The organism is Tepidisphaeraceae bacterium (assembly GCA_035998445.1).
In the GTDB taxonomy this organism is placed as follows: domain Bacteria; phylum Planctomycetota; class Phycisphaerae; order Tepidisphaerales; family Tepidisphaeraceae; genus DASYHQ01.
In genome coordinates this window covers 14,622-36,870 of the sequence record DASYHQ010000038.1, presented here as the reverse complement: position 1 = coordinate 36,870, position 22,249 = coordinate 14,622, and the positions used below count along the sequence as shown (strand labels likewise).

The 22,249-nt window shown below is 67.0% G+C and carries 17 protein-coding genes; 10 read left to right on the top strand and 7 right to left on the bottom strand.

From position 1 onward, the window contains the following. The 7 genes from VGN72_15330 to VGN72_15300 all read left to right on the top strand — a co-directional run. Positions 1 to 637 (top strand): hypothetical protein (locus tag VGN72_15330; protein HEV7300737.1); only part of this gene is annotated, 637 nt, incomplete at its 5' end. Positions 638 to 764: 127 nt separating this feature from the next. After that, positions 765 to 1,172, top strand: a complete 408-nt coding sequence (locus VGN72_15325; protein HEV7300736.1) for a helix-turn-helix domain-containing protein — start codon at positions 765 to 767, stop codon at positions 1,170 to 1,172. A 6-nt stretch (positions 1,173 to 1,178) separates the two neighbouring features. Beyond that, positions 1,179 to 1,760 (top strand): transposase, encoded by a 582-nt coding sequence (locus tag VGN72_15320; GenBank protein ID HEV7300735.1) that lies wholly within the window; start codon positions 1,179 to 1,181, stop codon positions 1,758 to 1,760. Between the two features lie 565 nt (positions 1,761 to 2,325). Then, positions 2,326 to 2,640, top strand: coding sequence for a transposase (locus VGN72_15315; protein HEV7300734.1), 315 nt, complete (start codon positions 2,326 to 2,328; stop codon positions 2,638 to 2,640). Continuing rightward, positions 2,637 to 2,855, top strand: coding sequence for a transposase (locus VGN72_15310; GenBank protein ID HEV7300733.1), 219 nt, complete (start codon positions 2,637 to 2,639; stop codon positions 2,853 to 2,855). Before VGN72_15315 ends, VGN72_15310 begins: the two co-directional genes overlap by 4 nt. 214 nt (positions 2,856 to 3,069) lie before the next feature. Beyond that, positions 3,070 to 3,168 carry an SEC-C metal-binding domain-containing protein gene (locus VGN72_15305; protein HEV7300732.1) on the top strand — a complete coding sequence of 33 codons (99 nt, stop codon included), beginning with the start codon at positions 3,070 to 3,072 and terminating at the stop codon, positions 3,166 to 3,168. Positions 3,169 to 3,323: 155 nt separating this feature from the next. Further along, entirely contained in the window at positions 3,324 to 3,641 is a 318-nt protein-coding gene (locus VGN72_15300) for a hypothetical protein (GenBank protein HEV7300731.1), read from the top strand. A 510-nt stretch (positions 3,642 to 4,151) separates the two neighbouring features. Here VGN72_15300 and VGN72_15295 read toward each other — a convergent pair. Further along, entirely contained in the window at positions 4,152 to 7,667 is a 3,516-nt protein-coding gene (locus VGN72_15295) for a carbohydrate-binding protein (protein HEV7300730.1), read from the bottom strand. A 104-nt stretch (positions 7,668 to 7,771) separates the two neighbouring features. On the opposite strand from VGN72_15295, the gene VGN72_15290 reads away from it, so the two are divergent. Then, positions 7,772 to 8,869 carry a glycosyltransferase family 4 protein gene (locus tag VGN72_15290; protein ID HEV7300729.1) on the top strand — a complete coding sequence of 366 codons (1,098 nt, stop codon included), beginning with the start codon at positions 7,772 to 7,774 and terminating at the stop codon, positions 8,867 to 8,869. A gap of 19 nt (positions 8,870 to 8,888) precedes the next feature. Here VGN72_15290 and VGN72_15285 read toward each other — a convergent pair whose 3' ends face one another. The 4 genes from VGN72_15285 to VGN72_15270 all read right to left on the bottom strand — a co-directional run bounded on the left by VGN72_15285 (position 8,889) and on the right by VGN72_15270 (position 17,429). Next, positions 8,889 to 9,200 (bottom strand): hypothetical protein, encoded by a 312-nt coding sequence (locus VGN72_15285; GenBank protein ID HEV7300728.1) that lies wholly within the window; start codon positions 9,198 to 9,200, stop codon positions 8,889 to 8,891. Positions 9,201 to 9,943: 743 nt separating this feature from the next. Further along, a complete protein-coding gene (locus VGN72_15280) occupies positions 9,944 to 10,096 on the bottom strand; it encodes a hypothetical protein (GenBank protein ID HEV7300727.1) in 153 nt (50 codons plus the stop codon). A gap of 25 nt (positions 10,097 to 10,121) precedes the next feature. After that, complete coding sequence (locus tag VGN72_15275; GenBank protein ID HEV7300726.1) at positions 10,122 to 16,640, bottom strand: ELWxxDGT repeat protein; 6,519 nt, start codon at positions 16,638 to 16,640, stop codon at positions 10,122 to 10,124. Between the two features lie 573 nt (positions 16,641 to 17,213). Next, the gene (locus tag VGN72_15270) at positions 17,214 to 17,429 is read right to left on the bottom strand and encodes a hypothetical protein (protein HEV7300725.1); all 216 of its coding nucleotides are present in this window, start codon (positions 17,427 to 17,429) and stop codon (positions 17,214 to 17,216) included. 457 nt (positions 17,430 to 17,886) lie between these two features. On the opposite strand from VGN72_15270, the gene VGN72_15265 reads away from it, so the two are divergent. Beyond that, positions 17,887 to 18,498: a hypothetical protein gene (locus VGN72_15265; GenBank protein HEV7300724.1), complete on the top strand. Its 612-nt coding sequence runs from the start codon at positions 17,887 to 17,889 to the stop codon at positions 18,496 to 18,498. 406 nt (positions 18,499 to 18,904) lie between these two features. Here VGN72_15265 and VGN72_15260 read toward each other — a convergent pair whose 3' ends face one another. Further along, positions 18,905 to 20,044 (bottom strand): enolase C-terminal domain-like protein, encoded by a 1,140-nt coding sequence (locus VGN72_15260; GenBank protein ID HEV7300723.1) that lies wholly within the window; start codon positions 20,042 to 20,044, stop codon positions 18,905 to 18,907. A 140-nt stretch (positions 20,045 to 20,184) separates the two neighbouring features. Continuing rightward, complete coding sequence (locus tag VGN72_15255; GenBank protein HEV7300722.1) at positions 20,185 to 20,904, bottom strand: PEP-CTERM sorting domain-containing protein; 720 nt, start codon at positions 20,902 to 20,904, stop codon at positions 20,185 to 20,187. Between the two features lie 146 nt (positions 20,905 to 21,050). Here VGN72_15255 and VGN72_15250 point away from each other — a divergent pair, with 146 nt between their 5' ends. Next, the gene (locus VGN72_15250) at positions 21,051 to 22,199 is read left to right on the top strand and encodes a DNA-binding transcriptional regulator (GenBank protein ID HEV7300721.1); all 1,149 of its coding nucleotides are present in this window, start codon (positions 21,051 to 21,053) and stop codon (positions 22,197 to 22,199) included. Positions 22,200 to 22,249 lie beyond the last annotated feature (50 nt).

Sequence of the window (22,249 nt, the reverse complement as noted above, 5' to 3'; positions counted from 1 at the left end):
GGACCAGCTGGTGGCGGCCCACGACTTGGGCAGCCTGGCCTACTACTACATGGGCAGCGGCAACCCGGCCAACGAGGACGCGATCAGCTCGATCATCCTGGGCAACAGCCTGCTGACGGCCCGCGGCGTCCCCGTCGCCGGTGAGCTGGAGGTGAAGAACGCGCAGGCGATGAAGGTCCTGGACACGTTCGGCGTCGGCGGCAGCTTCACCGAGTACTACGCGATGGACTACGCGGCGGACGTGGTGCTGATGGGCCACGACGGCCCGGGCCACATCGCCATCGCCCAGGGGCGGACCAAGGTGCGGCCCTTGGGCGTCTACCACGGCAAGGTCGGTCGCGGGCTGAGCGTGGAGATGAGCGTGCGGCACGGGCCGGTGACGTTGCTAAGCGTCGTCGAGGCGGCTGGCGGTAAGCTGAAGCTGCTGGTGGCCGAGGGCCAGAGCGTGGCGGGGCCGATCCTGCAGATCGGCAACACCAACAGCCGCTACCGCTTCGCCTGCGGCGCCCGGCGGTTCGTCGAGGCCTGGAACGCCCACGGCCCCGCCCACCACTGCGCCGTCGGCGTCGGCCACGTCGCCGACCGCATCGAGAAGCTCGGACAACTACTGAACATGGACGTCGCTTGCGTCGGGTGAGGCCCGGGCTAGTGTTTCATTGCAACTGAGTTGAACCGTTGTGATGGAATCGGCGTGATCGTCAAGGAGGACGCATGTCGATTGCTCCAAAGTATCGGTCGTGTTGAGCGATGAGCAGCGGCGTACTTTGAATCGCCTCGTGCACACGGGGACGCATCCGTCGGCGTTGCTGCGTCGGGCTTGTATCCTGTTGAAGGTTGACGAAGGCGGGCCGGACGGTTGGAGCGACACGCGTGCGGGGCGGACGCTGAACTGTTCGTTCATGACGGTGCGGCGCGTGCGTCGGCCGTTCGTCGACGAAGGGCTCGACGCGGCGTTGCACCGCAAACGTCCCACGGGCCGCCAGTACCGAAAGCTCGACGGCCGGCCGGAGGCGCAGCTCGTTGCGGTCGCCTGTTCGCCGGCACCCGACGGCCACGCCCGCTGGACGATGTCGCCGTTGTCCGAGCAGTTGGTCGAGTTGAAAGTCGTCGGGTCGATCGACCCGGCGACGGTGTGGCGCACGCTCAAAAAACGAGCCCAAGCCCTGGCTTAAGCAGCAGTGGGTCATCCCGCCGAAAGCGAACGCGGCGTTCGTAGCGAACATGGAAGACGTGCTGGATTTGTATGCCCTGCCGTACGATCCCGCACATCCAGTCGTGTGCGTCGACGAGGGCGGCAAGCAGTTGATCGGCGCGACGTCCGCGAGCCCCTGCCCGTGCGCCCCGCATCCCCGGCAAAGGCAGATTGCCACTACGTGCGGCAAAGGATGGCAAACCTGTTCATGGCCAACGAACCCTTGGCGGGCCACCGCCACGTCGAGGTCACCGAACGAAGAACGAGCATCGACTTCGCCCGGTTCCTGAAGGTCCGTCAGTGGCGAACTCTACGCGGGCGTCGATCGCGGATCCGGCTGGTCTGCGATAACCTCTCCACGCACGCGCCGGCCGCGTTGTACGAAGCGTCCGAACCGGCCGGGGCCCGACGCCTGGCTCAACGGTTCGAGTGGCACCACACGCCAAGGTACGGCTCGTGGCTCAACGTCGCGGAGGTCGCGGAGGTCGCGACTGAGAGTGCTGGCCGCCAGTGCCTCGACCGCCGCATCCCCGACCGCCAAACGCTTGAACGCGGAGTGGTGGCGTAGGAACAACGACGAAATCAAGCCGTCGTGAGGGTCGACTGGCATTTCACCACCGCGGACGCACGCATCAAACTCCGAAAACTTTACCCTTCAACTCAGTTGCAATGAAACACTAGAGCGGCTATCAGATCGTCGTAGCGCTATTCGTTCGGGTTGGTTACGCTGCGTCGATGGCCTACCGACAAGCCGTGGCGCGTGCGTACGACCAATGCGGCTCCTCGACCGAGGTGTCGGTGGCGTTCGGCTGCTCGGCGTCGTGGGTGCGGCGGCTGATGCAGCAGGGACGCGAACGCGGCACGCTCGAGCCCAGGAGCACCGCCCGCCACACCGACCTGCGTCGCTACGACGAAGCCGACGAGCGGGCGATCCGCGAGCTGATCCGAACGCGGCCCGACGCCACGCTGGCCGAAGTGGCCCGGGCCCTGGGCACGCCAGCCGGGATGATGACGGTCAGCCGCACGCTCAAGCGGCTCAACCTGCCGCGTAAAAAAAGTCGACGCATGCCAGCGAACAGGGCCGCCCCGACGTGGCGGCAGTCCGGGCGGGCTGGCTCGCCCGGTTCGCCGGGGTGCGGCTCGACCAATTGGTCTGCGTCGACGAGTTCGGGGCTCCGGTGGTTCCGGCACGGTGGCGAACCCACGGCCGGGCCCCGCCGGGCGAGCGGGTCGTCTCGCGGGTGCCGCACGGGCACTGGAAGACGATCAGCACCATCGCCGCGATGACCACCCGGGGCGTCGTCGCCTCTGCCAGCTTCGACGGGGCAACCGATACGGACACGTTCGTCGCGTTCACGCAGGACGCCCTGGTGCCGGCGATTCGCGGCGGCGATGTGGTGGTGATGGACAACCTCGCCCCCACAAGGCCCCGGCGGCGCGGCGGCTGATCGAGGCGGCTGGGGCCAAGTTCCTGCTCTTGCCGCCATACTCGCCCGACTTCAACCCGATCGAGATGGCGCTCTCGAAGGTCAAAGGCGTGCAGCGCTCCATGGGCGAACGCACCGTCGGTGGATTGTTCGACGCCATCGGCATGGCCCTCGCCCGCGTCACGCTAAACGATGCCCAAAGTTACATCACGCACTGCGGCTATGGGCTACAATGATCTGATAGCTGCTCTAAATAGCCCACCCCTGCACCGGACCGCGTCGGCGGGTAAGCTTCCGGTGGTTTGGGCCGACCCGGTGCCATACGTTAGGTGGTCAGAAGCAACTTTATTCGGAGGTGTCCCATGCGCAACGACCACGATCAGCACTTCGACCAGCCGTGCTTTCGAGCGCACCAGTAAGCGTCGTCGCGGCTTCCCGTCCGAGACGCACGTGAAGCGCGGCCTCCGCGTCGTCCACGGTGACAAGGAACTCGTCGAGAAGCTCGGCCGCAACGACCCGTGCCCGTGCGGGTCGAACCGCTGCTTTTAAGAAGTGCTGCATGCGATCGGGCCGCTTTTGACGGTGCCCTTCGCAGCCACTACAGCAGGGAAGTCACGGCCACCGGTGCGGAAACGTGCCGGTGGCCTTTAGGGCCGATCCGATCCCCAAGCCCACGCCCGGCCGAGCGGGTACGATGGCGCGCGGTGCCGTCGCGCGGCGGGCTGCAGAACGTCGATCCGTCGCCCGGCCTTGGAGGTCGAAGCCTGCGGTACAAACTCGTCGGTGGACCCGTGGCCGGCATCATTTGGGCCGCTGGCGAAACCTTGCACGACCTGTACTACGAACCCGGCCCCTGGGAGCAGATGCCCGACGGGACGCGCCAGCGAACGTGCCTGACCGAACTGCCGACCCCTCCCACCACCCGTGGCCGCGAAAGCGTCTCCCGTTACGTCTTCGACGCGGCCACGCGGTCGTACGTCTGGCGCGGCGCCGTTCCGCGCCGGGAAGTGCATCGGGGGTGATCGTTGAGCACTTTGAGGCCGCGTCATCGCCGTCGGCCCGGCCAGCAGCTAGCTAGTTGCCAGCCCGCCCTAGCACCATTTCGAACGCTGTTAGCCACGGGGTCCATTCCCGACGCGGTTGTTAACTGGCGACCAAAGATAGAGCAGAGAGTCCGCGAGTTCTCAGGGCTGAGGCGGCCGAGACGGTGAAAGTGATCCAAGCCAAGACTCCTCTCCCCATCCCTCTCTCATCCGCCCCATCACGAAAACCCCGCAAAACCAGCCCGAAAACGAGCGAACCCCGCGAACTCCGTTAACAGGGCTCGCCGTCATATATTCTAACGCCTTGCAATACAAGAAGTTACGAAGATCCCCGCGCCTGACCCTCCTCGAACTTTCTCTGCGTTTTCAGATCAAAAGCGTGGATGAGGCTGCGTCGAGCAGCATTAGCGAGCGTTGGCCAGCATTCTGCTACCTCGCAGCACTGGGCACTTCACCTCAATGTAGCACACGCCAGAGTACGTGCAATGTCTACCCGACCGTGACGGCGTCGAGGTTGATGCCGTTGGCAGTTGTGCTCGTCAGGCGGATCACGTTGCTGCCGGCCAGCAGGTCCAGCGTCAGCGTCAGCTCCTGCCAGTTCGTCCAGCCGCCGGTGCCGTTCATGGCGACGCTGCTCTGCACGACGGCGCCGTTGACCGCGATGCTGACCGGGCGGGCGGTCGTGCCGCCGTTGGCGTAGCGCAGCTTCAGCGTCGTCGCCCCGGCGGTCGTGCGGCTGGCGGTGAACTGGACGTACGAGCCGGCGCCGCCGAAGTCGGCGTAACCGGTCCCCGTGTAGCCGCCGTTGGTCGTCTGCCGCGTCACGCCGACCATCGTCGCCGACTCCGCCTGCACCGTCACCGACGGCTGGACCGGCGGCGGCGTGACCGGGTCGCTGCCGCCGCCGTTGATGATCGTCAGCGTGTCGACGTTCGCCCCGCCGGCCGACGTGCTGGCGACCAAGCGGATCGCGTTGTCACCGGCCGCCAGCGTCACGCCCTCGAGCGAGGTGCTCGCCCACGTCGCCCAGCCGCCGGTCGGGGCGCAGGCGATCGTGCCGACGGCGACGCCGTTGACGTATACGGTCAGCGGGCGGCTGCCCGCGCCGCCGTTGGCGTAGCGCAGCTGCAGCGTCGCGGCGCCGGCCGCCGTGCGGCTGACGGTGAACTGGGCGGCCGAGCCGTTGCCGGCGTAGTCGGCGTAGCCGCTGCCGGTGAACCCGGCGTGCTGGGTCGACCGGCCGGTGCCGTTGGACAGCAGCGCGTCCTCCGCCTGCAGCGTCACGCTCGCCAGGTCGGTTGGCGGCGGCGGTGGTGGTGGCGGCGGCGGCACCGGGTCGCTGCCGCTGGTGATCGTCAGCGCGTCGACGTTGGCCCCGCCGGCGGACGTGCTGGCGACGAGGCGGATCGTGCTGGTTCCGGCCGCCAGCGTCGCCGCCAGCGAGACGGTCGACCACGTGGTCCACGAGCCGGTCGGGGCGCAGGCGAGCGTGCCGACGGCGACGTTGTCGACGTAGACGGTCAGCGGGCGGTCGGCCGTGCCGCCGTTGGCGTAGCGCACCGACAGCGTCGCGGCGCCGGCGGCCGTGCGCGTGACGGCCCACTGGGCGGCCGAGCCGCTGCCGGCATAGTCCGCGTAGCCCGTTCCCATGAAGCCGGCGTGCTGGCTGGCCTTGGCGGCCCCGCCGCTGAGAACCGCGTCCTCCGCCTGGAGAACGACTGATGTGGTCGGCGGAGGCGTGGCCGGGTTGACGGTGACCGCCGTCGTGTAGTCCGTGTACCCGCCATCCTTGTCGGCGATCCGCCCGCGCACGTTGAACGTGCCGGCGGTCGCGAAGGTGAACGAGGCCGTGGCGCTGGTCGAACCACTCACGTCGCCGTCGTCGGTGAAGTCGCCGTCGTTGTTGAAGTCGAACGAGTGCCGCAGCGATTGCAGGTCGGCTGACACGTCGACCGGTTTGGTGAACGACGCGGTGACCGGCGCGCCCGCCGTCACCGGTCCATTGATCGAGAACGTCGCCGTTGGCGCCACGTTCAGTACGGTCACGCGCGCCGCCGACATCGCCGTTGCGCCAGCGGAATCGGTCACGCGCAGCGCGACGGTGCAGGTGGCGGCCGGTCCGTCCAACGCTGCGGCCGAGAACGCCGGCCGAGCGCCGGTCGCGTCGACCTGGAACGATGAGCCGTCGTAGTCGAGGTCCCACTCGTATTTCACGATCGAGCCCGAATCGGAGTGCCCGCTACCGTTCAGGCCAACGGTCGCCCGCTCGCTCACCGTGTATGGCCCACCCGCGTCGGCCGTCAGCGGGGCGGCGGTCGTCGCGAAGTCGGCCCGCGCCCGCTGTCCGTTGATCAGATCGATGACGATCGCGTCCTGCGCGGCGGGGTCTAGGCTGCTGGGCCGGGTCTGGCGCATCCCCGCCGGCACGACCTGGCGAATGACGTAGCGGCCGGGCTGAAGGAAGTTGAACCAGAACCCATCGACCTCGGTGACGAACCGGCGTTCGCCCGCATCGAGCGCGCCATTCTCGTTGGCATCAATGTACGCCGTCCGGTCCGGCACGAGGTTGCTCTCGGTGGCCAGGTCGATCACGCCGTCGCCATTCACATCGTTCCCGATGAACCCGCTGATGAAGCCGCCGCCGATGGGCAACCCCGCCTCCGACATTTCCGACGTGACGCCGCCATTGCCGAGGGCATCGATGATGCTCGCCGTCGCGAAGATCCTGCCGCCCGCCGCGATCCACGTTGGGTCAGAATTGAAGGCGAAGCTGCCGTTACCGTTGGCGTCGGTGGCGATGGTGGTCCGCCCCAGGTGCGCGCGCGACGAGCCGGAGCCGCGCAGGTAAAGGTCGATCGTGATCGACGTGTTGGCCAAGCCGTGGTACGCGCCGCGCACGATTGGGCTCGAGGGCGTGCCCTCGATTGAGGTTACGGTCGGCGCGTTCAGCAGGTCATTGGGCCCGCTGTCCAGATCCCCCGCGTCGTTGAAGTTTGAACCTTGGTTGCCCAAGTCGATCTCGGCCCAAGTGGGCAACTGCCCGTTTCGGTCGACGCGATTCTCGTAGATGAGCGCGCGGGCGTCGCCCTGGACGCTGATTCCCCGACTAGCGCCAAACCCGATCTCGTTGTGAGCGATGGTGTACGTTCCGGCATTAAGCTCGATGGCCGGACCGCCGTTGGGCAGGACCCTGCCCTCTGCATTGATGCCAATGCGGTTGTATTGAACTCGTGCGTTTTGATCCCAGTGTGCGTAAATGCCCGACCCGCTGTTGCCCGCGATGACGTTCCAGTCGGAAGCGTTTTCAGTCGTGCCTCCGACGATCGTTGAGCGGCCAAAGATGAACACGCCTGTGCTATTGGGGACCGCAGTGGTGCCGGTGTGATCGGTGCCGATGTAGTTGCCACGGATCACCGTGCCCTCACCGCTTCCGCTGCTGAATCCGACGCCTTCGCGGTTGCCCGAAATCACGTTTCGCGCAGCGGCGACGGAGCCACCGATGATCGCGTTGCGACCCATCGCGAGCACGCCTATGCCATTGCCCACCGCAGCGGTGCCACTGAGATCGGTACCGATGAAGTTCCCCTCCACCCGTACGGAGATGCCCCGCGTAATGATGCCGTATTGGAATCCGTTGATGACCAGGCCCCGGATCAGGGAATGATCCGAGCCGTCCCAGACGTGAAAACCAACCGAGTTCCACGCCAAGTCCGGCCCCTTGATCTCGACCACCGGTTTGCCGGCATAGCCGGGCTGGGTCGTCGCGTCCAGAACGACCGGTGCCGTGATGGTAGGCAGGTTTGTGAGCGGCGCGATCGACCACGGGCCGGGCGACGCGATGGCGAAATGAATGTTGTCGGCGTTGGCGTCGGCGTTGGCGTTCAGGATCGCTTGGCGCAGTGAACCTTCCCCTGCGTCGGCGGTGTTGGACACGAGGAAGGTGGTCAGCAGTTGGCGCGGTTCGAGCGCCTCGATGGCATACGTGGTGCGGGTCGAATTGTACATTGGGTGCCGTCTCTGTGATAAATATTCAGGGAACGAGCTCCCCCTTTTTGAGAGCTGCAGGCTAATTACACCCGCCCGCCACAATGGGTGTCAAGGAGCACCCGATGGCCAAGGTTCTGCTTGCCAGCCACAGCCCCACGCTCTCGACCGGTTACGGGCGGGTCACGCGGGACTTGGCGCAGTGCCTGATGGATGCCGGCCACGCGGTGCGGGCCATCGGTGCGGGCTACGCTGGCGAACGCAACCCACATGGCTTCCCGATCGTGCCATCGGCCGTGAACGACTTCGGCGGTGCCGTCCAGCAGGTGCGTGCCGAGTGGTCGCCGCAACGGCTCATCACCATCGGCGACCCCTGGATGTTCGATGAACTTCCGACGCTGCGGCGTTCGATGAACCTGCCCTGGATAGCCTGCTTTCCGATCGATTCAGAGCCGTTGCCCGACTCGTGGAAGGCTTGGATCAACGCGGTCGACCGGGCCATCGTCTTCAGCGAGTACGCCGCCGGCATTGTGCGTGCGCAAGCAGGCCGAACGGCGGTCGTAATGCCGCACGGCGTGGACCACACAGTCTTCCGGCCGCTGGACAAAGCGCAATGCAAGGCGCGCGTTGGCGTAGCGGGTAAGTTCGTCGTCGGCACCGTCGCGGCCAACCAGCGGCGGAAAAGCCTGCCCGCGCTGATCGCCGCGTTCGCCCGCTTCGCGCGCGACAAGCCCGACGCGCTGCTCTACCTGCACACGCCCATCGTCGGCGAACAGGACCTGCAGCTAATCCTCGACCACCACGGCGTCACCGACCACACGCGCGCGACTCTGAACTACGATCCGCTTGTGGGACTGTGCGACGACGATCTGGCAACCGTTTACAACAGTTTCTACGTGTTCGTCCTGCCCACGATGGCCGAGGGCTTCGGACTGCCCCTCCTGGAAAGCCAGGCGTGTGGCGTGCCAACGCTAGCCACCGATTGCTCGTCGTGCACCGAACTGCTGCCCCACCCCTTGCAGCGCGTTCGCGTCAGCGGCACCGAGGTCCACGCGCGCGGCGTGGCCCGCTCGCTCATCGACGAGCCGGATCTGACCGACCGACTGGATCACCTGTACCACGACCCCGCCCTTCGCGCCGAAATCGCCGACGCCTCGCTCCGCTTCGCTGCCCGCTTCGGATGGAACCAGGTCGCGCGACCCCTGCTGGACGCGATCCCGTAGTGCGACCCTCGCGCACCGCTCAGCGCGATTCGCTTCTCCAAGCCCCGTCCTGTCCTCGATGCGGATCGGCCGCGCCAGCACCCAGTCGTCGCTGTCGGCCGTCCCCTCGTAGTGGTAGTAGACGTTGCGGCCGTCCGGGTAGTTGATACTCACGCAGGCGCACGTAGATCGACTGGTAGTTCGTGCCGCTGTCGGCGTAGATGTACTCGACGGCCGGCGTCGTCGCCGTGTTGACGGCCCCGTTCTGGTTCTGATAGCTCTTCTTGATCTGGCTCCACCCGCCGTGGTCGACGCGCGCCTCGTTCACCACGTTCAGATGCGCAGGCGTCAATGGCAGTGCTTAAGTACGAGCCGTCGACCGCAGCACCCCCGCCAACCGGTTCGCGCTCACGCGGCGCGGCGAACGGATCGCTCGGCTCTTGGAGGAGGCGGAGCGGATCGTCTCGGACGAGTGATGGCACGGCCATGCGATCGCTATGCCGCCCGTCCCTCCTCCAGCTCCGCCAGCGTCTCCCACCTTCGACAAAATCAATTGCTTGTGGGCACACCCAATGATCCCACGTGCCAGTAGTGCCGCCGCAGCAGCGCCGACAAAGCTCGTCGCTCAACCGTCCGACGCGGAGCTATGGCGAGGGGGCGTTCAGCGCCGTTAGGATATGTAGCTAGCGTCGTCTTCCCCTGCTAGCACCCGTTCGATCTTCGTGACGGTTAGAGGACTACCGACGTTGCGGCCGCTCATCAAGCGGTTGATCACCGAGATCGACACCTTGGCGCGCCGCGCGAACTCGGATTGGGACCACCCCCGCTCCCCCAGGAAGGCAGCCACACTTCGCGAGAGCGACGACCGTGCCTAGTCCGTCGATCCGCCGTCGCGCGCGATGACGCGCTCGGAGTCTGCCTCGTCCAGCAGGTGGTGCCGCCTGCCGTTGATCGAAACCGTCTCCGCCATTGGCTGATCCTTTCCTGCGTCCGAGATGTTTAGCCCCTTCGATTGTCGCGCAATGCGTTCCACGACTGCGATGGCAAATCGGCCGCGCCGGCTATTCACCGGCGCGGCCGCAACTGGAGGAGCGGTCAGGCCGCCTTGTTGAACTCCCCGAAGTCGCCGTCCTCGTCCAAGGGAATGGCGGCCGCGGCGGTGACCTTCGGCGGCGCGACGCGCACGGGCGACGACTTGGGCTTGGCCTTCGACGACGGCCGGGGCGGGACCCGTGGCACTCGAGACATACTCTGAATTCGACCGCTCGCGCGATCAGGCGATGCGGATCAGCAGCTGCGTGATCGGGCCGATGCCGCCGTCCTTATCCACGGCATACACGCGGACGTTGTACGACCCGCCCGACTTGTACGTGCGCGACGCGCTCACCTTCGACGTGCCGGTGATGACCTGGTCCACCGACCCGTTGCCGTCCCAGTCCACGTGATACTTGAACGTGCCCGCCTGGTCGGCGGCCGAGGGGTCGGTGGCGCGGAAGGTGAAGTCGATCGCCTTGTTGCGCCGCCCGTTGGTCGTGCTGGCTATGACCGCGACGCTCGGGCCCACGTTGACGACCGCGACGACCGTCGAGTAGTTCGTCAGGCCGCCGTCCTGATCGGTAACGCGCCCCCGCACGGTGTAGGAACCGTTGTCGCGGAACGCGAAGGTGGCGGTCGGGCTGGTGGCGTTCAGCACGTCGCCGGCATCGGTGAAGTCGCCGTCGTTGTTGAAGTCGAAGCTGTAGCGAAGGCCCGCAGCCAGGTCGGCGGCGGCGTCGTCGGCATTGGAGAACGTAAAGCTCGTCGGACTACCTTCCTGTGCCGCGTCGCCGATCGCGGCGAACGTGGCGGTCGGCGCGCGGTTGGCGACGGTGAGCGTGCGCGCGACGGCAGCCGACGTCGCGCCATCCTTGTCGGTCGTCGTGACCGACACGGCATACGTGCCGTTGTCGTCCGGCGTGAACGACGCCGACGGGCCGCTGGCGCTGCGGAACGGGTTGCCGCTCTTCGTCACGTTCCACGCGTAGGTGAGCGTGGCCCGGTCGGCGGCGCCGGCGTCGCTGCCGTCGGCGGTGTAGGTGACGGCCTGACCTTCGACCACGTTGGTCGGCGACGCGCTCACGTCGAGCGTCGGCGTGGCGTTGGTCACGGTGACGGTTACCGACGTCGACCCCGTGGCACCGTCCTTGTCGGCAGCGGTCAGCGAGACGAGGTAGGCGCCGTTGTCGTCCGGTGTGAAGGCGACGTTGGCGCCGGTGCCGGATCCGAATGCCGCGCCGTCCTTCGTCACCGACCAGCTGTAGCCGAAGCCCGCCGCCGTATCGGTCGGCGAGGGATCGGTTGCGCTGGCCGAGAAGGAGACGGCCGTTCCCTCGACGCTCGTGCCGTTCGCGGGCCCGTTGGCCAGCGCCGCAATCGGCGCCACGTTGTCGACGACGATCGTGCGCGTCGCCGCGCTCGAGGTGCCGCCATCGCGATCGGTCGCGGTGGTCGAGACGACATAGGTCCCGTTGTCGTTTGGCGTGAAGGCGACGCTTGCGGTGTTTCCGCTGGCGTACGCGGCGCCGTCCTTCGTGACGGTCCAGGCGTAGTTGAACCCGGCTGCGGCGTCCGCGGTCGACGGGTCGGTCGCCGAGGCGGTCAGCGTGATGGCGGCGCCCTCGGTCGCGGTGGAGGAGCCATCGTCGCTGAGCGACACGCTCGGCGCGACGTTGTTGACCTGCAGCCGGTCGGCGGGGCGGAAGCGGGCGAGCAGGATGCGGTCGGGCAGCTGTTCCGCGACGCTGCTGGTTCGAATGCCGGTCAGGTAGAACCGCCCATCGGGTCGTACCGCCAGCCCGGTGGCCACTTCGTTGGCCGATAATCCGAAGCCGGTAGCGAGCACGCCACCGACGCCGAACGAGTCGTCGAGCGAACCGTTAGCGTTGATGCGCGCGGCCGCGAAGTCACCGGTGTTGTGGCCGGTCACCAGGATCTTTCCGTCGGGCAGAATCGTCACGTCGTGCAACGCGTTGGCGGTCGCGGCGTTGAAGCGAATCTGCCGCTGTCCTGAGCCGTTGAACGCGGTGTCGCGCGTGCCGTCGGCGTTGTAGCGGATGACGATCCCGTCGTAGGCCGTGGTCGGGTTCGACCCCGCGGTGCCGACCGCCCCCACGGCGACGATCTTGCCGTCGGGCTGAATGGCGACGGCGTTATACACGTCGCTGTACGGGAAGCCGCCCTCCCTGACCAGCGCGTTGGTCGCGGGCAGGCGGCCATCGGCCGTCAACCGCGCCAACGCCAGTTCGTACGGCAGGGAGATGTTGATCAGCGCCTTTCCGACTACCGCGATCGCCCCATCGGGCCCCACCGCCAAACCGTTCGCGTCGACGATCTGCACGGTCCCCGACCCCGCGTCTCCGAACGACGGATCGATGCCGCCATCGGGCAGCCACCGCACCACCTTCGCCGACGTGCCGGCGGCCGCGTGCAGCGAGAGGATCTTCCCGTCGGGCAGGATGTGGACGGCCGTGGAGCTGTAGATCGACCCCGTGCTGACGTAACCGGTACCCTGCCCGAAGGTCGTGTCGACGGTCCCATTCGGGTTCAACCGAGCGACGCCGCCGGTGTTGTTGCCGGCGTAGATCGAGATGACGATCTTCCCGTTGGCGTCGATCGCCAGGTCACGCGCGTCGAAGAACGCGCTCGGGGCACCGAAGGCGTGCCTGGCAAGTCCGTTGACGCCGAAGGACGTGTCGAGCGACCCGTCCGGCCGATAGGCGCCGACGATCGCGTGGGACACGGACGCCGGCTGGTCGTAGTAGGTGTACAGGACGAGCGCCCCGCCATCGCTGCGCGTGATGACCTTTCCACCCAACAGCGACCGGAAGTTCTGGTTGTACGTCGAGCCGGGAATGCCGGTGACGGCACTACCGTTTGCGGCAAACGCACTATCGGGGACGCCGTCCGTACCGCCGTAAGCGCCGCTCGCCTGCCACGTGCCGTCCTCGTCGGTCGCCGTCGCGCGCACGCGCCGTGCGGCGGCGCCTTCGGCGTAGACGTGGGTGACGGTCGAGGGGTTGCCATCCACCCGTTCGGTCACGCCGTCGCCCCAGTCGATCGTCCAATAGGCGATCGTGTCCTGCCCCGGGTCGCTGGCCGACATGACAAGGGTGTAGGTCGCCCCCTCATCGGTGGTCGACGCGCCCGCGACCCGAAGCGCAGGGACGACGTTGCAGACGGTGATGGACCGGCTCGCGATCGAGCTGACGCCGCCATCGTCGTCGGTGACCTGGTACTGGACGACGTAGAACCCGTTATCGGCGAACGTGTGTTCAAAGCTCGATCCGCTGCCGGTGGCGAGCAGCGTTCCGGACCCGGTCAGCACCTTCCACGACTGCGTGTGCGTGTCGAGCACGCCCGCATCGGTGAACGAGCCGTTGAAGGTTGCCGACTGCCCCTCGTCGATCGTCGCGGGGCCGTTGGTGGCGATATTGGTGGGCACGGCGTTGCGCACGTTGACGTTGTAGGGGCCGAACGCGTAGGTGCCGTCCTCGTCGGTGGCGGTGCCGGTGATCGCGTAGGCGCCATTGTCGGCGTAGGCGTGCGTCAGCGACAGCAGGCCGCCGTTGAACGTCGCGGTCTGGCCGTCGCCCCAGTCGACGGTCCAGCTCGTGACGGTGTCGAAGCCCGCGTCGTAGTACGGGTTTACGTTCAGCGCCGTGCTCTGGCCCTCCAATGGGTTGTTGCCGAACGTGGCGCTGAACAGCGGGGCCGTGTTCGTGACCGTGATCGTGCGCGACACGATCGCGGTGCCGCCGGCGTTGTCGGTGACGCGCAGCGCCACGGTGAACGTGGCCGGGCCATCGACGAAGGCGAAGGTGTACCGCGAGCCGAACACGTCGGGCGCGAACGTCTTGCCGTCGTAGTTCAGGTCCCACTCGTACGAGGCGATCGTCCCGTCGGGGTCGTACGACGCCGACCCGTTGAACGTGGGGCCGCTCGTCCTGGATTCGGTGAACCCGATCGGGCCATCCACGATCGCCACGGGCGCGGCGTTCGGGGGGAGCGCGGGCGGCGCGAAGCGCATCGGCTCGGCACCATGGTCACCGTCGTTGGCCGACAGGATCGCCGCGCCGTTCACGATCGCGATCAGGAAGGGGGAACTGCCGATCGGCCCCCCCGTCGCCGTCGAGAGGTACGGGTTGATGTCGGCCGCGAGCACGGTGCCGGCGGCGGTACCGTCGGTCGCCCACAGTTCGCTGCCGGCCTGCGCCGTCGTCGCGGCGAAGTACACGCGGCCGTTGAACGAGAAGAAGCCCTGCGGCGCGGAGCTGGCGCCCGCCCCGGGGTTGATGTCCTTCACGAGCACCGTGCCGGCGCCGGTGCCGTCGCTCGTCCAGAGCTCGCGGCCGTTCGCGCCGTCGTCGGCGCCGAAGTAGAGACGACCGGCCACCATGAACAACGCGGTCGGCGACGAGCTGCCGGTGCCGGCGCGCACGTCGCTCACCAGCACGGTGCCCGCGGCGGTGCCGTCGCTCTTGAAGAGCTCGACGCCCGTGGCCGAGGTGAAGGCGGTGAAGTACAGCGTCGAACCGACCGCCGTCAATTGCGCAGGGCTGGCGCTGGCCGACCCCACGCTAAGGTCTTTGGCAATCACGGTGCCGGCGGTCGTGCCGTCGGTGCGCCACAGTTCGTTGCCCGTGCTGCCGTCGGTCGCGACGAAGTAGAGCAAGCCCCCGACGACGGTCAGGCTGGCGGGCGAGGAGTTGCCGCTGGCGCTGATGTCCTTCACTATCACCGTGCCGGCGGTCGTGCCGTCGCTGCGGAACAGCTCGCGCCCGAACTGCGTGCTGACGGCGGAGAAGTAAAGCTGGTTGTTGAAGACGGTGAGCGACGTCGGGCCGGCCGAGGCGTCGCCGGTCGCCAGGTCGGTCACGCGCACCGTGCCGGCGGCGGTGCCGTCGCTCTTCCAGAGCTCGATGCCGTTGGTCCCGTCGTCGGCGCTGAAGTACAGCGTGCCATTGAAGTTCACCAGGTTGGCGGGCGAGGAGTTGCCGCTGGTGTTGATGTCCGTCACCAGCACGGTGCCGGCGGTCGTCCCGTCGGTCTTCCAGAGCTCGTAGCCCTTCTCGATGCTGGCGGCGGCGAAGTAGACGACGTCGCCGACGCGCGTCAGGCTGGCAGGCGAGCTGCCGCCGATGGCGCCGAAGTGGTTGGGCAGCGTGTTGGGCGTGAAGATGTCCTTCAACAGCGTCGTGCCGGCGGTCGTGCCGTCCGAGCTGTACAGCTCGCGGCCGAGCGGGCCCGCGGCGGCGAAGATTGCCTTGCCGTTCAGCACCACGGCGCTGCCCGGCGTCGACGGCAGCGAGATCGTATTGATATCGCGCACGATCGCCGTGCCGGCCGCGGTGCCGTCGGTGCGCCACGGTTCCGTGCCGGTGGCGTTGTCGGAACCGGCGTACATCACGCCGTCGCCGACGGCAAGCAGCTGGCTTGGGGCCCGCGCCGCAGAACTGCTGCCCACCACGCCTGTCGTGCCCAGCGCCACCGTGGTGGCCGCGGTGCCGCCGGAGCGGTAGAGCGTCTGCCCCTTGCCGGACACGATCGGGTTGGCCGTGAAGTAGAGGGTGTCGCCGGCGACCGTGAGGTTGCTCGGGCTGCTGCCTACCGCGCCACCGACAACGTCCGCCACGAGCTGCGTGCCCTGTTCGGTGCCGTCGCTCTTCCAGAGTTCTGCGCCCTCCAGGGCACTACCGTTGGCCGTCATGTAGAGCGTATCACCGGCCGCGGTCAGCCAGGCGAGCGAGGAGAAGCCCCGCAGCGCCACCGTGCCCGCCGAGGTGCCGTCGCTCTTGAAGAGCGTCGTTCCCGCCGAATAGCCTGGCTGCGCGACATACAGCGTCGACCCGACCGCCGTCATGGCCGACGGCGAGGTGGCGCTGCCGGCGAACGTGTGCAGGCGCTGGAGGTTACCCGCGGCGCCGTTCGTCCTGTACAGCGCGAAGGGCGACTGCGCGGGGTCGGAGAAATCGCGCGCGGTGAAGTACAGCTGGTCGCCGACGACCGTCAGGTTCTGCACGAACGCGGCGCTGCCCGCCGGCGCGATGTCCTGAACGATGTAGGTGCCGCCGTCCGTGCCGTCGCTCACCCAAAGTTCGGGGCCGTTCGCGTCCGACGCCACGAACGCGACGCGGTCGCCGAACGGCACGAGCGCCGTGATGCCGGCGCCGTTCGGGCTGGCGCTGATCGGCTTGACGAGCGACGTGCCGTCGGCCGTCCCGTCCGATTGCCAGAGTTGGCCACTGACGCCGCCGGTGTTGGCGACGAAGAACATCTTCCCGCCGGCCGTCGTGAAGAGGCGCGGTGAACTGCTGGCGGGGCCCGCGTTCAGGTCCTTCAGTCGCCGCGTGCCGGCCTCGGTGCCATCGCTGGTCCAAAGTTCGGTGTCGCTGTCCACGCTGCGCGCCGCGAAGAAGATCTGGTTGTCCAGGATGCCGAGGTTTAAGGGGTTACTGCTCGTCGGATCGGTGCTCATCGAACCGGCCGAACCTGGCGCGATGTCCGCGACGAGCGCCGTGCCGCCCGCGGTGCCGTCGGTGCGCCACAGTTCGGCTCCGGTCCTACCGTCGTTGGCTCGGAAGTAGACCGTCCCATCGGCCGCGCGGGCAAATTGAGCGGGCGACGACGACTCGGTGTTCGTGTTCAGGTCCACCAGCAGGTCGACCGCCAGGAGCCGACGCTCCTCCAACGTTTCAAAAACCGCCCGCGAGACCGGATGAAGTTTGGTGCTCTTGAAATTTCGGCGTACTTGCATTGAAGCCCTCTCGTCGGTCCCACCTGCTGGCCGAGATCGACTTTATTTTCCGGACCTGAGTTCGAACCCCAACGTGGACGTGAATGACGGCATCGCGATGCCCTCGACCACTCACCCCGCATCGAAGTCCAGACGCATCCCCGCGTTCTGGCCCTCGCCGCGATCATGTACGATATCAGTTGCGCATTAGAAGACAATGAGTTTCCAAGCGGGTCGTTCGGGAAAAACGACGAGGCCCACCGCGCGCGTCGGGCGGGGTGGGCCTCGTGACCGTTCGGTCCGTCAAATTGAACGACGCGGTTAGGCGATGAAGCTCGATGCTCAGGACCGAGTCGATCGCGTCGCGCTGGGCCTTGTCGGTGCGTGATGACCGCGTGGCAGAGGACAGGGGCCGGGATGTAGGGGGTGACGTGCAGGTTGTTCGCGAAGCGGCGCATGGGTGGACTCCTTTTGGAGTGAGGGACGAAGGAAGCCCCCGCCGGGTCCCCGACGGGGCCAATGGCAGGGTCAATCCCCTCACGCCGCCCTCCCCTCCTCCAGTTCCGCCAGCGTCTCCCACAGCGCCGCCCGCAATCATGAATCGCACATCTGCATGTGCACCCCCGCCACGACCGTGCTTGGCGTCACGCCGCCGCAGCAATCGCAGTGCGTCTGGCGGTACTCCTGCTCGTCGAGCAGGTCTTGGCTCAGGTCGTAGTCCCGGCGGCCCGGATGGAAGCGGCACGTCGGCACGTACGCGTCGGTGTGCAGGTCGTGAACGGACGGGGACTCTTCGGTATGCTCTGGCATGTCGTACCTCGTTAGAAAGGTATGGCCACGGCCTCGGGTGTTGATAGCACCGCGAGGCCATTTTGTTTGCGCCCAGCACATCGCCGTGCGCTGGGGACACAGTGTGGTATGTGGGGGAGGACAGCAAGTTGATTCCGACGGAACAACGTTGGTTGAAGAGATCGAGCAATTTAGAACGCGTGTCACTCCGACGGCGCAGATATTCTGCTCTAGGACTACTGCCGTTGCCGCACAAGGATTATCAATGAGACGACTCTTCGGATCCGGGCCAAGAACCGAACGCAATCTCCCGACGCAAGACGACAAGCCCAGCTGGCTGTCCGACGGTGTCGTTCTGGCCGTTCTGTCGACCGTGGCATACCTTGTCCCATTCACGTACGAACTAGGCTAATGCACCACGTTCGGAATCCCCGCCGAGCTAATTCACCTCGAGCTAACCGATGTGTTGTTAGGGGCGTTGGCGACGCTGATCCTTCTTCTATTCCTACTGCCGCTGGTCGAGTGGATACCTGCGCTCATCAATGCGGCCGGACTACGATTGCCCCTAGACCTTATGCGGCTGATGCAAATTGTCATCGCCGCCGCGATTACCTTCAAAGCATTTGGTGCGAAAGGCGTGGAATGGGCGTACCTTGCGATCGGGGTCGTGGTTTTACTGCTCGCATCGCCGCTGACCAGTAGAGTGTCGTTCCGGCCCGTCACGTCGCTCCTCCTGCTTCGGCAGTTCGCGGGCGATCGGGTGATCTGGGCCTTTAGCTGGCTACTGCTCGGCCTAGCCTGTGCGTTCTTGATAGGTCGACATTTCGCCGCAACGAAAAGTGGGCTTGCGGTGCTGAACACGAATCCACCGATGGTGGTCTTTAGGATCTACGAGAACCAAGCGATCGGCGCGCCATTCGGATCGGTGCCTGCGACAGTCCAGCACGCGTTGCACTTCGTCACGCTCGGTGAAGATCCTTCGATCATGATCACGGGTCGGAAGGTTGGACCGGTCACACTAGTGGTTCCGACATCGATGCCGACGACCCAGCCGCAGCAGCGGTCAGTGCTTGAAGGCAATGATCGTTAGGCTTCGCCTGATGGGCGGCGGCCGCGACGCGCGTGACGGACGCTGAAGCTATATCTCACTTTCGCTATCGATGAGCGTCGAAAGTTCTTTCGTTCTGCGACCGTTTGAATTATCGCGTACGTACTAAACACAACGTTGCCGCGTGTTCGTCATGCTGAGGTACTCCGAAGGACCTCTTGAAACCTGTGAAAGACGAAGAGATCCTTCGGGGTAGCTCGGGATGACGAACACGCAAGAATCAATCCGGATTCGTATCAGGATGACGAGCCTCGCGTGAAGCCCCTGCGCTCCGTTCGATCGAGGCGAGCACGCCGCGTGCCGTGTCACGCCAGAACGTGCTTTTGCGCCGCTGCCGCCGCGAGGGCGCTGGCGTCGACCGTCAGCCCGAAGCCGGGCCGCCGCGCGTTCATCGCGAAGCGCCCGTCCGCCGTGCGCCCGGTGGCCTGGCCAGTGAGGCAGTTGAGGAACGCGTCGCACTCCTGCGGTTTCTCGATCGCCTCGACCCAGTCGGCGCCGAGGCCGATGGCCAGTTGCTCCCACGCGGGCAGGCGGGACCAAGGAGGCTGTCGTCGCCGATCATCAGCTTCGCGCCGAACGATTGCACCTTGCGCCCCAGCGCGACGGCGTCGAAGATCGACCCCGTGTTGGCGGGGTGGATATTGTAAACGCGGCCCATGCCCGGCAGCAGCGTGCGGAGCGCGCGCGCGGCGTTCTTCACCGGCGCGTCGGGAACGAGGCCGAGCGCGCCCACCTTCGCCTGCAACGCCACCCAATCCTCGTTAGACAGGCTGGCCGGGTCCTCGCACCCGCTCAGGCCCGCCGCGTGCAGCGCGAGCAGGTCGACGGCCAGCGCGTCGATCGATGGCCGGCGATACCCGCAGTTCGCGTCCCCCACGACGTACGCGGCCGGGCCGTACATGTCGCGTGCGGCCCGCACCACGCCGAGGTCCTTTTCCCGCTCTCCGAACAGCTTCACCTTCAAGTGCGTCGTTAATCCCTGCGCAAGCGCGGTGCGCGCCTCGTCGCGCACGCGGTCCGGGCGGTCGTCCAGGACGCAATACAACCCCGGCACCGGATCGGTCCCGTTCAGGCGCAGCAGTTCGACCGCCGGCCGGTCCATCGTTCGGCCCGCCAGGTCGATCAGCGCCATCTCCGCGATCTCCGTCTCGTTGGCGCCCCCCTGGCCGACGGCGGCCCGCACGTGGGCGATCGCCTGCGGCAACGCCAGCCCGACCAGCTGCCCGAACTCAGCCGACTTCGACGCGATGTCGAAACCGGGGTCGTTCTTGCCGACGATCATCTCCCCCCACCCGCTGTGCGCGCCGCACCGCAGGCGTAGCACCAGGTGCTGGCGGTTGTGCCACGTGCCGAAGCTAAAGTGCCGCGGCTTCGTGCAGTCGACGCGGTACAGTTCCACGCCTTCCACGCGCCCAGGGGCGTCGGCGAAGATGGCCGGCCGGTGCGGGTCCGTAGCGGCGTCCGCACTACTCGCGTCCAGTTCCCGCACGATCGGGATCTGCCCGCCCACCTCGCGATGATCGTCCACCAACGTCAAACCCGGCTCCTTTCAGTTAAGCGCAACCGGCCCGAATTCGCTATGCGAACATTTCGCGCCGTGTCGTGGTACACACCCTCTGCGCGCGAGACCGAGGGTTCCGCGCGTTAGCGATGCGATGAACTAACTCACTAGGCTTGGCGGCGGCGGCGGCGGAGGACGGCGAGGCCGCCCACAGTCAGCAGTCCGAGCGCCGTCGGCTCTGGCACCATCGTCACCTGCGACACCTGGATCGCGTTCAGGATCGCGGACGTGTAGCCACTCGTGGAGGACACGGGCGTGATGTCCACGCTCAGCAGTCCGCCCGCGCCCGAGTTCAGCGTGGTGGTGATCGAATACTGCTCGTTCGCCGTCGGGGCCGACGCACCGGGATTTCCGTTCACGACCGCGTAAGTGATGGTGCCGAACGAGGCGCCGCCCGTCTGCTTGTAGCCCTGAACGTTCGACACGACGGTGGAGCCGGTCGCGCTGCCGGTCCCCTGGGGGTCGAAACCGTAGAGCGTGACCACGTAGCTCGTGCCGGGCAGGATGCCCGCCCCGCTGAGCGCCACGGTCAGCGTGTTGCCACCGTCCGACCGCACGAAGTCGTCGTACAGGTCCGCGTAGGTGAACGCGCCGCTGTCTGAGAGCACCCCGCGGTCTCGCTGACTGCCAGTTGGGGCATTGGTGAGCGCGACCGTCACGTTACCCGCGGACGTGACGACCGGCCCACCGGCCGCCGTGACGTTCGTGAAGCCTGACTCCGTCGCGCTGTTGCCAGGCCCGAACTCGACGTTTAAGAAGGGGGCCGCATAGCCGCTTTGCCCGATCGACGAAACGGCAACGGCGGCTGCAAGTAGGATCTTGTGCATGTGTTTCTCCAAGCCTTAATGAAGGTATTTTTCCGTTGGCAGTCAGAAATGACTCAGGGGGAACATACCTCCGAAATCGACGTCAGCCAGGATGTATTGCGGTTAATTTGAGATGTTTTGCGGCACTAATTAGGATGTCATGGTTGATGATGAAATCCATCTTTCTCATTCTGAACACCGAGTTGTCACTGACGCGTCAGATCTTCCACGGGATCACCGAGTACGGCCGGACGGTGCCGGACTGGGACCTGCGGTTGATCTCGTTCCGCGCGCCGCAACCTGTGCCGGATCTGGTCAGCGAAGGTGCCGCCGGCGCGATCGGGCACGTGGTCGATGGCGCCGTCGCCTCCGCGATGTCGACGGGGCGCGTGCCTTGGGTCAACGTTTCGAACTACCCGCTCGAGCCGGCGTGGCCGGTGGTGACCAACCACGACGCGCGGGTCGGCGCGCTCGTGGCCCATTCGCTGATCGAGCGCGGCTTTCGCCATTTCGCCTACGTGATGTTGCCCTGGGGCGGCGGCAGCTTTATGGAGCGCGGCCTCGGTTTCATGCGCGCTGTGGAAGCCGCGGGTGGGTCGTGGCACTGTTACCCGTCGGCGATCACCACCGCCGGCTCTGGGGCGCGGGGCAACCCGGTGCCGGCGGACATGGGCCGATGGCTCGCGTCGCTCCCCAAGCCGCTCGGCGTGCTGGCGTGCAACGACGACTGGGGCGAACAGGTCATCGACCAGTGCAAAGCACACGGGCTGGCGGTTCCGGAGGACGTGGCCGTCGTCGGCGTGGACAACGACGACATCCGCTGCGAGCTGGCGCCGGTGCCACTCAGCAGCGTGGCGCTGGGCACGCGCCGCATCGGGTTCGAGGCCGCCGCCCTGCTCGACCGACTGATGCGGGGGGAGGCCGCCCCGCGGCAGCGCATCCTGATCGACCCGATCGGCGTCGTGGTCCGGCGGAGCAGCGACGTGCTGGCGGTGGACGACCCCGACGTCGCCGCCGCCGTGCGGTACATCGCGGCGCACGCCAGCGAGCCGATCGACGTTCAGGACGTGGCCCGCGCCACCGCCGTCAGCCGCCGCGCGCTGGAACGGCGCTTCCGACGGGCGTTGGGCCGTACGCCCCACGACGAGGTCCAGCGGGTCCACGTCGCCCGCGCCCGCGAGCTGCTGGCGGAGACCGACCTCCCGCTCCCCGCCGTCGCCAAGGCGAGCGGCTTCATGAGCCGCGAGCGCATGGGCCACGTCTTCCGCCAACTCACCGGCACCACGCCCGCCGCCTACCGCAAGGGGCGCCGTTGATCGCAGGGGCGGCGCGGTGTTCCCCGAGACCGACTTACGTTGAAGGCCGC

Coding starts and splice junctions, on each gene's coding strand:
- VGN72_15295 (HEV7300730.1), bottom strand. CDS start 7,667: ATGTACAATTCGACCCGCACCACGTATGCCATCGAGGCGCTCGAACCG.
- VGN72_15290 (HEV7300729.1), top strand. CDS start 7,772: ATGGCCAAGGTTCTGCTTGCCAGCCACAGCCCCACGCTCTCGACCGGT.
- VGN72_15280 (HEV7300727.1), bottom strand. CDS start 10,096: ATGTCTCGAGTGCCACGGGTCCCGCCCCGGCCGTCGTCGAAGGCCAAG.
- VGN72_15275 (HEV7300726.1), bottom strand. CDS start 16,640: ATGCAAGTACGCCGAAATTTCAAGAGCACCAAACTTCATCCGGTCTCG.
- VGN72_15270 (HEV7300725.1), bottom strand. CDS start 17,429: ATGCCAGAGCATACCGAAGAGTCCCCGTCCGTTCACGACCTGCACACC.
- VGN72_15255 (HEV7300722.1), bottom strand. CDS start 20,904: ATGCACAAGATCCTACTTGCAGCCGCCGTTGCCGTTTCGTCGATCGGG.
- VGN72_15250 (HEV7300721.1), top strand. CDS start 21,051: ATGATGAAATCCATCTTTCTCATTCTGAACACCGAGTTGTCACTGACG.